13 protein-coding genes are annotated in these 12,709 nt (G+C 71.3%); 7 read left to right on the top strand and 6 right to left on the bottom strand.

Annotated features, from left to right (window positions below):
- The first annotated feature begins 246 nt into the window (after positions 1-246).
- Positions 247-759: an alpha/beta fold hydrolase gene (locus F0U63_RS48565; protein WP_395842321.1), complete on the top strand. Its 513-nt coding sequence runs from the start codon at positions 247-249 to the stop codon at positions 757-759.
- Between the two features lie 88 nt (positions 760-847).
- On the opposite strand, the gene F0U63_RS48560 is transcribed toward F0U63_RS48565, so the two are convergent.
- The 3 genes from F0U63_RS48560 to F0U63_RS48550 form a co-directional block, all read right to left on the bottom strand.
- Positions 848-1,285: a hypothetical protein gene (locus F0U63_RS48560; RefSeq protein ID WP_395842318.1), complete on the bottom strand. Its 438-nt coding sequence runs from the start codon at positions 1,283-1,285 to the stop codon at positions 848-850.
- A 251-nt stretch (positions 1,286-1,536) separates the two neighbouring features.
- Positions 1,537-1,926 (bottom strand): hypothetical protein, encoded by a 390-nt coding sequence (locus F0U63_RS48555; protein ID WP_395842316.1) that lies wholly within the window; start codon positions 1,924-1,926, stop codon positions 1,537-1,539.
- 248 nt (positions 1,927-2,174) lie between these two features.
- Entirely contained in the window at positions 2,175-2,567 is a 393-nt protein-coding gene (locus F0U63_RS48550) for a hypothetical protein (protein ID WP_395842313.1), read from the bottom strand.
- Between the two features lie 234 nt (positions 2,568-2,801).
- Here F0U63_RS48550 and mnmG point away from each other — a divergent pair, with 234 nt between their 5' ends.
- Positions 2,802-4,655 (top strand): tRNA uridine-5-carboxymethylaminomethyl(34) synthesis enzyme MnmG, encoded by a 1,854-nt coding sequence (gene mnmG / locus F0U63_RS48545; protein WP_395842311.1) that lies wholly within the window; start codon positions 2,802-2,804, stop codon positions 4,653-4,655.
- A gap of 98 nt (positions 4,656-4,753) precedes the next feature.
- The gene (gene rsmG / locus F0U63_RS48540) at positions 4,754-5,419 is read left to right on the top strand and encodes a 16S rRNA (guanine(527)-N(7))-methyltransferase RsmG (protein WP_395842309.1); all 666 of its coding nucleotides are present in this window, start codon (positions 4,754-4,756) and stop codon (positions 5,417-5,419) included.
- A 96-nt stretch (positions 5,420-5,515) separates the two neighbouring features.
- Here the strand turns inward: rsmG and F0U63_RS48535 are convergent, their stop codons facing one another.
- Together F0U63_RS48535 and F0U63_RS48530 are read right to left on the bottom strand one after the other, a co-directional pair.
- On the bottom strand, positions 5,516-5,989 hold the full coding sequence (locus F0U63_RS48535) for an SMI1/KNR4 family protein (RefSeq protein ID WP_395842307.1): 474 nt from the start codon (positions 5,987-5,989) through the stop codon (positions 5,516-5,518).
- A gap of 2 nt (positions 5,990-5,991) precedes the next feature.
- Complete coding sequence (locus tag F0U63_RS48530) at positions 5,992-6,396, bottom strand: hypothetical protein (protein ID WP_395842305.1); 405 nt, start codon at positions 6,394-6,396, stop codon at positions 5,992-5,994.
- A 2,030-nt stretch (positions 6,397-8,426) separates the two neighbouring features.
- Here F0U63_RS48530 and F0U63_RS48525 point away from each other — a divergent pair.
- The 4 genes from F0U63_RS48525 (at position 8,427) to F0U63_RS48510 (ending at position 11,412) form a co-directional block, all read left to right on the top strand.
- A complete protein-coding gene (locus F0U63_RS48525; protein WP_395842303.1) occupies positions 8,427-9,218 on the top strand; it encodes a ParA family protein in 792 nt (263 codons plus the stop codon).
- Positions 9,219-9,451: 233 nt separating this feature from the next.
- Positions 9,452-10,375 carry a ParB/RepB/Spo0J family partition protein gene (locus tag F0U63_RS48520; RefSeq protein ID WP_395842300.1) on the top strand — a complete coding sequence of 308 codons (924 nt, stop codon included), beginning with the start codon at positions 9,452-9,454 and terminating at the stop codon, positions 10,373-10,375.
- A 3-nt stretch (positions 10,376-10,378) separates the two neighbouring features.
- Positions 10,379-10,843, top strand: coding sequence for a polymer-forming cytoskeletal protein (locus F0U63_RS48515; protein ID WP_395842298.1), 465 nt, complete (start codon positions 10,379-10,381; stop codon positions 10,841-10,843).
- A 14-nt stretch (positions 10,844-10,857) separates the two neighbouring features.
- Positions 10,858-11,412 (top strand): hypothetical protein, encoded by a 555-nt coding sequence (locus tag F0U63_RS48510; RefSeq protein ID WP_395842295.1) that lies wholly within the window; start codon positions 10,858-10,860, stop codon positions 11,410-11,412.
- Positions 11,413-11,718: 306 nt separating this feature from the next.
- On the opposite strand, the gene egtD is transcribed toward F0U63_RS48510, so the two are convergent.
- A complete protein-coding gene (gene egtD / locus F0U63_RS48505) occupies positions 11,719-12,681 on the bottom strand; it encodes an L-histidine N(alpha)-methyltransferase (RefSeq protein ID WP_395848545.1) in 963 nt (320 codons plus the stop codon).
- Between the last annotated feature and the right edge of the window lie 28 nt (positions 12,682-12,709).

Here is a 12,709-nt window from a genome sequence, read left to right as displayed (position 1 = left end):
GGCGCGCGCGGTGAGATAGCGGACGCGGCGCGGAGGACTTCGTGGGGGAGGGGGGGCGCGTTGGCTAGCGTGCCGCGCCATGACACCTCGTCCCCACCGAATCCACGTGCCCGACGCCGTCCTCTCCGATCTCCACCGCCGCCTGGACGCCACGCGCTGGCCCGAGCCCCTCCCCGGGGGGCGCCTGGGAGCGGGGCGCCGACGTCTCCTACGTGCGCGAGCTGTGTGAGTACTGGCGCCACCGCTATGACTGGCGCGCGCACGAGGCCGCCCTCAACGCTGGTGCTGCTGCACGGCTGGCCGGGTTCCATCCACGAGTTCCTCCACCTCATCGGCCCGCTGACGGACCCCGGCGCGCACGGGGGCAGCCCCCTGGATGCCTTCGATGTCATCATCCCCGAGAAGTTCCGCACCTGGAGCGACTGCGGCGGGGACGTGGAGCGCGTCTTCTCCAAGGACTGGCTGCTGACCAACCTGATGTTCTACTGGGCGCCCAACAGCATCGCGAGCGCGGCCAACCTCTACGCCGAGCTGGGCAGTCTGGGGCCCGGGCTGCTCTCCACCCCGGTGCCGGTGCCCACGGGCGTGGCGGCCTTTCCCCGGGAGGTCGCCGTGGGGCGGGCGCCGCGCTCCTGGGTGGAGCGGCGCTACAACCTGAGGCGCTACACGGAGATGCCGCGGGGAGGCCACTTCGCCGCGGTGGAACAGCCGGAGCTCTTCCTCGAGGACGTGCGCGCCTTCTTCCGCGCGCTGCGCTGAGGGCCCCGGGGCTCCTCCCTCCGCCCCCCGTGGAACGGGGGAGGCGCCGGGTCCACCCGGGCCCGGAGACGCCGGGCCCCGGGGGAGGCTACTGACGGGTGAACGTGGTGGACATGCTCTGGAAGGTGCAGTCGGCGGTCTCGCCCTCCGCTTCGACCCTGGCGGTGATCTTGCCGTTGGCCACGGGCCCCAGGACGTTGATGGTCGTGTTGTTGTCGTCGCTCACGGCGGTGAGGGTCGCGCCCGAGGTGGGGTTGAAGTTGCCGCTCACGTCGCCGGTGCTGAAGCAGGAGGTCTTGTTGGTGCTGGCCGTGCCCGTGACGAAGGTCACGCCGTTCAGTTCGGTGGCCTCCTTGATCACCAGGCTCACCGACCAGCCGTTGACCTCGCCCTTCCACGTGCCGATGTAGGCGTTGGTGCCGCCGCCGCCGCCACCACCACCACCGCCGCCACCGCCGCCGCCATCACCACCGCATGCGTTGCAACCGGCGACGACGAGGGCGACACACAGAATCCAGTTCTTCATGATGAATCCTCTCCAGTGACAAGCAGGTTACGCGCCCGGCCGCGAGGTCCTGCACCCGGGCCCGCGGCCAAGGTGTTCCGGTGGGATAGCCGATGGAACCTGGGTCCGTGGAGAAAAATCTCCACTGAACAGTTGGAGCGGCCCCGAGGGACGGACGGGGAGTGAGGAGGGGGCCCCGCTGGAAGGGGGAGGTGCCGAGGCGGCTCCCGGCGCGAGGGGTCGGGAGGCCAGGAGCCGCCGCGGGACTCGGGTTACTGGCGCGTGAGCGTGATGGCGGTGCGGTCCGTGTCGCATTCCGCGGCGGTGCTGGTCGCCTCGAGGTAGCCGACGATCGTGTTGCCGGACAGCTCCCCGGTGATGTCCACGACGGTCGTACTGGAGGCGGTGCCCGAGGCGGTGGACAGGATCTGCGCGCTCTTGCCGTTGACGAGCGTGGCCGCCGCGGTGCCGTCTCTGAAGCAGGCCGACTTGTTGGTGCTCACGGTGCCCGTGAGGTAGCTCGTCCCGCTCTGCTCGGTGGCCTCGTCGAGGACCACGGTCACCGACCAGCCGGCGGCCTCGCCCTTCCACGTGCCGCCGAGGCCGCTGCCGCCGCAGCCGGTGAGCGCGAGGGCCAGACACACAATCCACTTGTTGTTCATGGGGTTCATCTCCAGGAGGAGCGGTCGCGCGAGCGCGCGCCGCGAGGTAGCGCCCCCGGACTTCCGGTCCAGGGGCCCGGGCGGGATAGCCGATGGCACCTGGAGAGGTGGAGGAAAATTTCCACTGAAACAGTGGGCGAGACCTCGGGGGACGGACGGGGAGTGGGGAGGGCGCCGCTGGAGGGGAAGGGCCCAGGCGGCTCCCGGCGGGGAGGGTCGGGAGGCCGGGAGCCGCCGGGGGACTCGGGTTACTGGCGCGTGAGCGTGATGGCGGTGCTGTCCGTGTTGCACTCCTCGTCCTGGGTGCTGATCGCCGTGAGGGTCCCGGTGAGCTGATCTCCGGACAGCGTCCCGGAGATCTGCACGGTGGTGTTGGAGGCGGAGTCCACGGAGCTCAACACGAGGGTCGTGCTCGTGTCGTTGATGAGCGTGGCCGTCGCGGTGCCGGTGCTGAAGCAGGACGGCTTGTTGGCGGTGGCGGTTCCGCTGAAGGAGCTCGCGCCGCCCTGCGTGGCGTACTGGTCGAACTCCACCGTCACCGACCAGCCACCGGCCTCGCCCTTCCACGTGCCACCAAGGGGGCCGGCGCCGCCGCATCCGGCGAGCGCGAGGGCGAGGCAGACAATCCATTTGTTGTTCATGGGGTTCATCTCCAGTCAGGACGGTCGCGCGAGCGCGCGCCGCGAGGTCGGGCTCCCGGACGTGGAGTCCGGGGGCCCGGGCGAGATAGCCGACAGGCCCTGGGAGGCGAAGAAAATCACCGGGGGCCGCCGGAGTGACGCCGAGGGGTCCGGGCCGGGAGTGGGGCGGGCCGGCGGGGAAGGGGAGGGGAGGGGGCCTCTTGCCTTCGGAGGGCGGGCGCGTGAGATAGCGGCATGAAGCAGGCATACGACGTCATCGTGGTGGGGCTGGGGCATGCGGGCAGCGAGGCGGCGCTCGCGTGCGCGCGCATGGGCCTGTCCACGCTCGCCCTCACGCTCAAGCGCGAGCGCGCCGCGGTCATGAGCTGCAACCCGGCGGTGGGCGGCACGGCCAAGGGCCACCTGGTGCGCGAGCTGGACGCGCTCGGCGGGGAGATGGGCCGGGTGGCGGACCTGACCGGCACGCACTTCAAGACGCTCAACGCCTCCAAGGGCCCGGCGGTGCAGGCCACGCGCGTGCTGTGCGACCGGGACGCCTACGCCCGGGCCATGCAGGCGGTGCTCTTCAACCAGCCGGGCCTCACGGTGCACGAGGCCGAGGTGTCCCAGGTGGTGGCCGAGGGCGGACGCGTGGCGGGCGTGGTGCTCGGGGATGGCACGCAGGTGGCGGCGCGCGCGGTGCTGCTCACCACCGGCACCTTCCTCCAGGCGCTCATGCACGTGGGCGAGAAGAAGGAGGTGGGCGGGCGGCTCGGGGACGAGGCGGCGCGCGGCCTGTCCGACTCGCTGCGCGCGCTGGGCTTCACGCTCGGCCGCTTCAAGACGGGCACCCCGGCGCGGCTGGTGCGCGACAGCATCGACTGGGCCGCGCTCGCGCCCCAGCCCGGCGACTTCCCCCCGCGCCCGCTGTCGCTGCGCACGAAGTGGGCGCGGGAGCTGACCGGAGCGGACGCGGCGTTTCCGTGCCAGCCCGCCGTCACGTGCGCGCTCACGTACACCACGCCCGAGACGCACCGGATCTTGCGCGACAACCTGCACCGCTCGCCCTTGTACCAGGGGGAGATTGTGGGCCGGGGCCCGCGCTACTGCCCGTCGCTGGAGGACAAGGTGGTGCGCTTCTCCGCGCGCGAGCGGCACCTGGTGTTCCTCGAGCCCGAGGGCCCCACCTCGCCGCTGGTGTACCCGGCGGGGCTGTCCACGAGCCTGCCCGCGGACGTGCAGCTCGACTTCCTGCGCACGCTGCCGGGGCTCGGGGCCGTGGAGGTGGCGCGCTACGGCTACGCGGTGGAGTACGACTACGCGCCGCCCACGCAGCTGCACGGCACGCTGGAGACCAAGCGCGTGGAGGGCCTGTACTTCGCGGGGCAGCTCAACGGCACGAGCGGCTATGAGGAGGCGGCCTTCCAGGGATTGTACGCGGGGATTCAAGCGGGGCTGAAGGTGAAGGGCGAGCCGGCGCTCGAGCTGGGGCGGCACGAGGCGCACGGGGCGGTGCTGGTGGACGAGCTGGTGACGCGGGGCGTGGACGAGCCCTTCCGCATGTTCACGAGCCGCTCGGAGCACCGGCTGCGGCTGCGCGAGGGGAACGCGGACCTGAGGCTCGTGCGGTATGGGGCGCGGGTGGGGCTCGTGGGGCGCGAGCTGGCCGAGCGGGTGGAGGCGCGCGAGCGCGCGGTGCGCGGGGAGGTGGAGCGGCTCAAGCGCACGGGGCTGGCGGCGCGGCTCAAGCGGCCGGAGGTGACGTACGCGAGCCTGGCGCGAGGGGCGGGGGAGGGGTGGCCGGAGCTGGCGGCGGACGTGGTGGAGGAGGTGGAGGTGGAGGTGAAGTACGAGGGCTACATCGTGATGGCGGAGCGGGCGGCGGCGCGGGAGGCGGAGGCGTGGGATGGGTGGAGGATTCCGGGGGACTTCGCGTATGGGGGCGTGCGGGGCTTGTCGGCCGAGGCGGTGGAGAAGCTGGAGAAGCACCGGCCGGGCACGGTGGGGCAGGCGAGGCGGGTGCCGGGGCTGACGCCGGCGGCGATTTCCCTGTTGCTGGTGGCGCTCAAGCGCGAGGGGCTCGGCGAGGGGGCCCGAGGGGGCGTCTGATCGCACAGGGGGGTGTGGACAACGTGTGGGGAACTCCGAGGAGGGCCCCGAGTGCAGTCATTTCGAGGGGTTGAGACCCCGGAGAGGGAGGGTGGGCTGTGGACAATTCTCGCTTCGCCGATCAGCTGCGGCGGGGGTGTGAGGCGTTGGGCGTGAGCGTGGGGGAGGACGTGCCCGAGCGGCTGTACCGGCTGATGGGCGAGCTGCTCAAGTGGAACGCGAAGGTGAACCTGACGGCGATCACCGCGCCGGAGGAGGTGCTGGAGAAGCACTTCCTGGACTCGCTGGCGGTGCTGCCGGAGGTGGAGGGGGTGACGAGCGTGCTGGACGTGGGGGCGGGGGCGGGCTTCCCGGGGTTGCCGTTGAAGATGGCGCGCTCGGGCCTTGCGGTGACGATGGTGGACGCGGTGGGCAAGAAGGTGGGCTACCTCAAGGCGGTGGTGACGGTGCCGGGGTTGGGGCTCGCGGGGACGAAGGCGGTGCACACGCGCGCGGAGGGCCGGCCCGAGGTGGAAGGGTTGCCGCGAGCGGACCGGGTGCTGGCGCGGGCGTTCATGGATCTGCCGGACTGGTTGGACCTGGCGCCGGCGTACCTGGCGCCTGGGGGGCACGTGGTGGCGATGCTGGGCAAGGCGCTCGGGGAGGAGGCGCTGCGGGAGGAGGCGGGGAAGCGGGGCTTGGAGCTGGTGTCCGCGCGGGCCTACCGGCTGCCGTTCTCGCGGGCCGAGCGGCAGGTGGCGGCGTTCAAGAAGCGGGCGGAGTAGGGGAGGGCGCGCGGGGCCCGAAGACAGACAGACGGAAGTGACGGCGAGGGCCGGGGTCCGAGGGTGGGGCTTCCGGCCCTCGTCATGTCCGGGGAGTCATTCGCCCAGCCAGTAGAGGTTGCGCCGGGTGCGCAGGACCTGCTCGAGGAACTCCGAGAAGGAGCGAGCGACCTGGGAGCAGTACTTCGGATCGGGCCAGGCCTCGTGGTAGCCGTCGATGAGGGGGTAGCGCCCATCCTCCTGACGGGCCACGTCCACCAGCACGTAGTTGCCGTCCTGCACATCGCACAGGGCGTATACCGAGGCGGGACCCCACTGTTCGTCATCCTCGCCGTAGATGGCCACCCGGGCCCGGACGATCTTCGACAAGGGGAGAACGCGGTAGGGCGTGTTGGGCAGCCGCTCGATCAATTCGGCGCCATCGCAGTGCAGATAGAAGGCGCGCAGGTCCGGATCCAGCTTCCAGCCCACACGATGCTCGAACGCCGCGATCGCCTCGGGTGTGGCGGGAGGGTACGGAAAGTGCTCGCGGGAGATCTCCGCGAGCAGACGGCTCATGGGCGCGGTCATCGTCAATGGTCGGTGTAGGGCACGTCGGGCCCGGTTGTATTCCAGGGCGGCTGCCCGGCGTAGCAGGCGGGATACACCCGGTTGTAGAGGTCGTGCACGTCCGGCTGGGCGGGAAAGACGTTGTTGGGATCGACCGGGTCTCCGCTGTGCCAGAGATCCCGGATGTGGTGTCCCGGCCAGGCCTTATTGCCACTGCTGGGCCAGGCTCCGAACCTCTCGCTCCAGCTCTGACGAAATGACTTCCGGATCCGCTCCCACTCCCTGCGGCGGCTCGTGGTCTCCTCGGGCAACAAGGCGGGGTAGTCACAGCAGCAGTGATAGATGCCGTAGCGGCTCCCGCCCTCGACGGGAACGGGCAGGAGGATGAGGTGGCCCTCCCAGTCGAACTTGAGGTCGGCCAGCCACATGCAGCCCTTGATTGGATGGCCCTCCCGCGCACTGCACCTGGCAGTCGTGCATGAACTCCCGGCGGTACTGCCAGGGTCCGTAGAAGAGGGTCGTCCTCATCCGCCCGCCCGGCACGCTCAACCAGGGCAACACCTTCTTCACGGCGGGCCAGGCCCCCGGCGCTGGCGTGCGCTTCGGTTCGTAGGAACTGCTCGCGCCGGTGGTGGAGCCGCACGCGGCGAGCAGCAGCGGAAACACCACCGTCCAACCTGGCCTCATGCGCGACTCCCGGGGCACGGGCCACCCGATGGATGGGCAGCCGGGCCGCACGACTATCGGAGGGGTCTGACGAGCACCGGCGCCAACGGGTGACCCGTGAAGCTCGCGTGACCACGGGGGCGGAGCGGGGGGCCTCGATACGGCGCCGTGGGCCTCGTGGGAACTCCGCCGCGATGCGTGTGCCACTTCGGCTCCTGGAGGTCCGCTTCCGCGAGTCCCCCACCACGAAAAGAGAAGGGAGTGTCAGTGGCGCGGGACTGGCCCTTGGGCCGAGGACCTGTTCCACGTGGAACGCCCGGTCCGTTCGTTTCCCCGAACGGGTGGAGGCGCTGTTCCGCCACCTCATCCGAGTTCACGCCCTGCTCCCCCACGTGTGAACCCACCCCCCTGTTCCACGTGGAACGCTCCCGCGCCCCCGAACCGTGGACCGAAGGCCTCGAAGAGTTCTCCGGTCCCACCTGGACCCTGGCGGGAGCCTCACGTCTCCCCGACCTCCCGCCACGCCACCCGGGAACTCTCCGGACCCGGCACACCTCCCGGGCGTGTTCCACGTGGAACGTGAACCTGTCCCGGACTCCAACTGAAGCGGCCCCACGGTTCGGCATCCCCAACCCAGAAGGGGAGGGGAGGTTGCCGGCCCCATCCTCCAGAGGGTCCACGGAAGCGAGGGACGTCCTTCTCCTGGTCCGGGCCTCGCGTTCCACGTGGAACCTCCCCCCTCCTTCCGGCGGCGGAACCGGGGACCGCACGAAAAGGGGAGGGGCACGGAAAGAGGGGTCCAGGCTCGGTCCCCATGTTCCACGTGGAACGTCACCCCACCGTTCTTCGCGCCACGGAGCCGGGGACCGGACGGAAAGGGGAGGAGAGCGGAAGGAGGGAGGGGCTCGGACACGGGGCCCCATGTTCCACGTGGAACGCCCCCACCTCCCGGAGGTGGAACCGGGGACCGGAAGGGGAGGGGGAAGGGGCGTTGATGCGCGGGCCCGTGTTCCACGTGGAACGGCCGGAGCACCGCACCAGCGAACCTCGCGCTGGCGGGAACAGGTGCGCGGAGCCGCGCCACCGTGTTCCACGTGGAACATCCGGACCGTGCTTTCTGGCGTCGGGACTCGGGCCCGAACCGGAAGGGGAGGGGAGCGAGAAGGGGCACCCGGAGCCACTTCGGAACAGGGCCTCACGTTCCACGTGGAACGTCCCTCGGAGCGCTTCTGCCGTGCTCCACGTGGAACGTCCGGACCCCACTTGCCGGAAAGGCGGTCCGGAGGACTTCGGGCGGGGCCGGGGTTCTTCTCGCGGGGGCACGGGCCGCGCTCGCTTCCGGGCCCCGTTCCACGTGGAACGCGCCGCGCGCCCCTTTCCGCCGTGTTCCACGTGGAACCTTCCGCCGCCCCGTTCCCCGGCGCCTCCCCGTTCCCTCCACCCGCTTCGCCTCCTCGTTCCGGTCCGGGCGCGGCGCCCCCGGAGCCCGGGCGGTGGGGAGGTCCACCGGGCCGCTCGGGTTCACGGGGTCCCCGGGAACGGAACCCATCGCCCGCCGTGTTCCACGTGGAACGGGCATCCGGCAAGGCGTCCGGGTGTTCCACGTGAAACCTCCCCCCGGGTCCGCCTCGGGGCGCCTCCAGGAGCCCCTTCCGCCGTCCACCGGGGCCCCAGCCGGGCCCGGACGCATGTCAGGCGGGCGGGTTAGAGGTTGATCTGGCCGTGGACTGGATCAGCTCCCGGTTTGATGGATCAATGGCGTCGCTACAGGCTTCCCCCAAGGACGGGCCACGTGGGTCGAATCATCTGCATCTCCAACCAGAAGGGCGGCGTCGGCAAGACGACCACCGCCATCAATCTCGCCGCCAGCCTCGCCTCGGCCGAGCGCAAGACGCTCCTGGTCGACATGGATCCCCAGGGCAATGCCGGCAGCGGACTCGGACTCAAGCGCGAGGCGCTCCAGGGCACCGTCTATGACGCCCTGCTCGGCGGCCGCCCCATGAGCGAGCTGCTCCACTCCACCGAGCTGCGCTACCTCCAGGTGGTCCCCGCCACCCCGGACCTCACCGGCGCCGAGGTCGAGCTCGTGGGCCAGGAGCGGCGCGAGTTCCGCCTGCGCGACGCGCTCCGCCCCCTCGCCGACCAGTACGACTACATCCTCATCGACTGCCCGCCGTCGCTCGGCCTGCTCACGCTCAACTCGCTCATCGCCGCCGACTCGGTCCTCATCCCCCTGCAGTGCGAGTACTACGCGCTCGAGGGCCTGTCCCAGCTCAACCACACCATCGATCTGGTGCGCCAGGCCTTCAACCCGGGCCTGAAGATGGAGGGCATCCTCCTCACCATGTTCGACTCGCGCGCCAACATCGCCAACCAGGTGGTGGACGACGTGCGCGGCTTCTTCAAGGAGCAGGTCTTCTCCTCCGTGGTGCCGCGCAACGTGCGCCTCGCCGAGTGCCCCTCCTTCGGCAAGCCCATCATCCTCTATGACATCAAGTCCAAGGGCTGCGAGAGCTACCTCGCGCTCGGCCGGGAGATCATGCAGCGCGAGCCCGCGCCCGCTCCCGTCCAGCCCCGGGCTTGAGTGCCCCCGGCCCCGCCGCCCGGCTTGCCTCCCATGAAGGGGACGGGCGGCACGCGGATGAGGGCCGCCGAAGTGGTGAATCGGTTCGCGTCGAGAGGGCCCCGCCGGGCTCGCCTTCCGCGCTCCGCCCGCGGGGTCGTCCAGGTTCCCCGCGGTGACACTCCAAGCACCTGGCCGTCCGGGGCGACCCGGGCTGGCAATGGCCGGGGCCGCCCCCGGTGGGAGTTCTCGCAGTGCTGAATGCCGACAAACAGAAGCGGGCGCTGGGCCGCGGCCTCTCCGCCCTCATCCCCCAGGCGGCTCCGCCCGTGCCCGCGGGCGCGAGCGTGGTGGCCGCTCCCCCCGAGCCCCCGCCGCCTCCGAAGAATGGCCTCATCAAGCTGCCCATCGAGGCCATCCAGCGCGACACGCTCCAGCCGCGCCGCCAGTTCGACGAGGAGAAGCTGCGCGAGCTCACCGAGTCCATCAAGGCCCAGGGCGTGTTGCAGCCGGTGCTCGTGCGCAAGGACGGCGCGGGCGGCTACAAGCTCATCGCCGGCGAGCGCCGCTGGCGCGCCTCCCAGGCCGCGGGGCTGCATGAAATCCCCGCCATCGTGCGCGAGGTCACCGAGGTGGAGGCCTTCGAGCTCGCGCTCGTGGAGAACCTCCAGCGCTCGGACCTCAACCCCATGGAAGAGGCCGAGGGCTACCACCGGCTCGTCGAGGAGTTCGGCCTCACGCAGGACCAGGTGGCCCAGCGCGTGGGCAAGGAGCGGCCCACCGTGGCCAATGCCTTGCGCCTGCTCGGTCTGCCGGACGACGTGAAGGGCCTGGTGGCCGCGGGGCAGTTGAGCGCGGGCCATGCCCGGGCGCTGCTCGGCGTGCCGCGCCTGCCGGAGATGAAGGAGCTGGCCGCGCAGGTGGCCGCCAAGAAGCTCAGCGTGCGCGACACCGAGAAGCTCGTGCAGCAGGCCAAGGGCGCCAAGGGCAAGGAGTCCGCCCCCGCCACGCCCAAGAAGCAGAGCCCCCAGGTGAAGAGCCTGGTGGAGGAGATGCAGCGGCGGCTCGGCACCAAGGTGCGCCTGGTCGAAAAAGGCAGCGGAAAAGGCACCCTGGAAGTCGATTACTTCTCATACGATGACCTGGATCGCATCCTGAAGGTCCTCAGGAAGGAGTAGCGCGTGGCGCTCCTCGGCAAGAAGGAAGAGAAGACCAACGTTCCGCTCCTCGGGGGCGGTAGCAGCAAGGAGGATTTCGTGGCGACGCGTCCGGGTGAGGTTCACACGCTGCTGGGCAAGGGCAGCGAGTTCGAGGGCAAGCTCACCTTCGAGGGGCAGGTCCGCATCGACGGCAAGTTCAACGGGCAGATCATCACCAAGGACGTGCTCGTGGTGGGTGAGGGCGCCCGGGTCCAGGCGGAGATCACCGCCGGCACCGTCATCATCAATGGCACCGTGGAAGGCAACGTGCGCGCCACGCAGCTCATCGAGCTGCATGCGCCCGCGCGCGTGAAGGGCAACATCGAGGCGCCCGCGCTCACCATGGATCGGGGCGTCATCTTCGAGGGCACCAGCAAGATGGAGAACCTCGGCGCCAAGGGCTCCACGCCCCCGCCCCCGCCCGCCCCGGGTGAGGGCCGGAAGTAGAAGTGCGCCGGTCCGTGCGCCCGCGCCTGGGTGCCGCCCTGCTGGCGCTCGCCGCCGGGGGCACGGGGTGCGAGGGCTGTCGTGAGCGCCGGGCGGAGGTGCCGGTGGAGTCCCCGGATGCGTCCGCCGGGACTCCCCGCTCCGCCTCGCGCCGGGTGGGGGTGAAGGTGCCCCTGCCCACCGGGTGGAGCGCCCAGCCCGAAGAGGATGGCAGCCTGCGCTTCGGCCCTCCCCATCATCCCGTCCTGCGCGTGGACCTGCGCACCGGTGAGGGCGACGCGCTGCCCTCCGCTGAGGCGCTCACCGCGCTGCTCGGCCGCGCCTTCGCGGGGTTCGAGCGCTCGGACGAGCAGCTCGAGGAGGGCGAGGACTTCGTGCTCGTGCGGGTGAAGCTCGCGGCGAGGCTCGCGGACGGAGGCGTGGGCGAGGCCCACCCGGCCTTCTTCGGCGCGCGGCGCGTGGAGCGCGACCTGTTCCTGTGCGCCAGCCTGCCCGGGGTCTCCGAGGACGAGGTGCGCGAGGCGGCCTCCTCCTGCCAGGCCATCCACCTGCAACCCCCGCCGCGCTAGTCCCGCAAAGACATCGGGCGCCACTCCCGGGAGCGACCTCATGCTCTCCGGGCGGCGCCCGATGAATCCCCATACACCTCGATGCCGACCCTTCCCCCCCGGAGGGTGGGCTCCTGGTGCTCCGGTCTGGGGCCCGCCGCCACGCGACGCCTAAGGCTGGACCGTTCGTGCCAAGGTATGACGCATTCGGAGGTAGGCGTGGGTCCTCCCCCCCCGTGACGCCCGGTGCGGATGTTCTTCGCCGGACGGTCCCACCCGCCCCGGCGCCGCCGAGTGTTGGCCGGTACGCGCTTGGACGCCGGGCGCTCAGCGTTTGAGTGCGAGCGACAAGGCGAAGTCTCCCGCCGCGTCCGTCCAGCACCCCACGCGCTCGAGGCCCGCCGCCGCCAGCTCCTCTTCCACCCGCGCGGGGTGGAACTTGCAGCTCACCTCCGTGCGCAGCACCTCGCCCTCGGCGAAGTTCACGAAGCGCTCGAGCGCCGGCAGCCGCACCGCCTGGGCCCGGGTGGACACGAGCCTCATCTCCACCCACTGGTTCTCCTCGTCGAAGGGCGCCAGGTGCTCGAAGGCGTCCGGGTCGAAGTCCGCCTGCAACTCGTGGTTGAGCACCCGCAGGACGTTGCGGTTGAAGGCCGCCGTCACCCCCGCCCGGTCGTTGTACGCCGCGAACAGCCGCGAGCGGCTCTTGAGCAGGTCCGTCCCCACCACGAGGCCATCCCCCGGCTCCATCCCCTCGGCGAGCCGGGCGTAGAAGCGCGCGCGCTCGGCGGGCTTCAGGTTGCCGATGGTGCCGCCGAGGAAGGTCACGAGCATGCGGCCCTCGCGCGGCCATTTGCCCAGGTGCCGCTCGAAGTCCCCCACCACCGCGTGCACGTGCAGCCCGGGGTAGTCGCGCGCCACCGCCTCGGCCGCCTGGCGCAGGAAGGACTCGCTCACGTCGAAGGGGATGAAGCGCTCGAGGCCGCCCTCCTCCCGCAGCGCGTCGAGCAACAGCCGCGTCTTCTCGCTGCTGCCACTGCCCAGCTCCACGAGCGTGTGGGCCGCGCACGCGCGCGCGATGTCCCGCGCGTGCTCCCGGAGGATTTCCCGCTCGCGCCGCGTGGGGTAGTACTCGGGCAGGCGGGTGATATCGTCGAAGAGCTGGCTGCCGCGCTCGTCGTAGAGCCACTTGGGGGACAGCTCCTTCGGGCGCCCCTCCACGCACAGCCTCTCGAGCACCTCCGCGCGCAGCGTGCGCCGCATGTCCCCCGGCCGCAGGTGCACCTGCATCGTCACCGCGGGCCGCTCCCGCCGCCGC

Source organism: Cystobacter fuscus (assembly GCF_044360685.1).
GTDB classification, from domain to species: domain Bacteria; phylum Myxococcota; class Myxococcia; order Myxococcales; family Myxococcaceae; genus Cystobacter; species Cystobacter fuscus_C.
The sequence above is the reverse complement of the archived record's forward strand: the minus strand, read 5'-3'. Positions and strand labels throughout refer to the sequence as shown.